Origin of the sequence: Actinoallomurus acaciae (assembly GCF_042429965.1) — a bacterium.
Taxonomy (GTDB): domain Bacteria; phylum Actinomycetota; class Actinomycetes; order Streptosporangiales; family Streptosporangiaceae; genus Actinoallomurus; species Actinoallomurus acaciae.
In genome coordinates this window covers 1-287 of the sequence record NZ_JBHLZP010000807.1, presented here as the reverse complement: position 1 = coordinate 287, position 287 = coordinate 1, and the positions used below count along the sequence as shown (strand labels likewise).

The 287-nt window shown below is 76.3% G+C and carries 1 protein-coding gene; it reads left to right on the top strand.

Translation table 11 applies throughout. The annotated features are described in order from the left end of the window. Positions 1–29 precede the first annotated feature (29 nt). Positions 30–287 (top strand): helix-turn-helix domain-containing protein (locus ACFFNX_RS47270; protein ID WP_378212949.1); only part of this gene is annotated, 258 nt, incomplete at its 3' end.

Sequence of the window (287 nt, the reverse complement as noted above, 5' to 3'; positions counted from 1 at the left end):
CGGTGTGCGCCACCTCCGGAGGTGCCGCCGTGGGTGAGGCCGCCCCGACGCTGATCGGCTCGGTGCGGCGCGCGCTCCACCTGCTCGACGCGGTGTGCGCCAGCGAGCGGCCCGCCACGGCCAAGCGGCTCGCGCACGCGCTCGACCTGCCGCTCCCCACCGTCTACCACCTGCTGCGGACCCTCGTGTACGAGGGCTACCTGCGCAAACTCGACGACGGGTACGTGCTCGGCGGCCGGGCGAACGGGCTGCGGCAGGGCAACGCACGGCAGGCCGCCGTCGGCCGC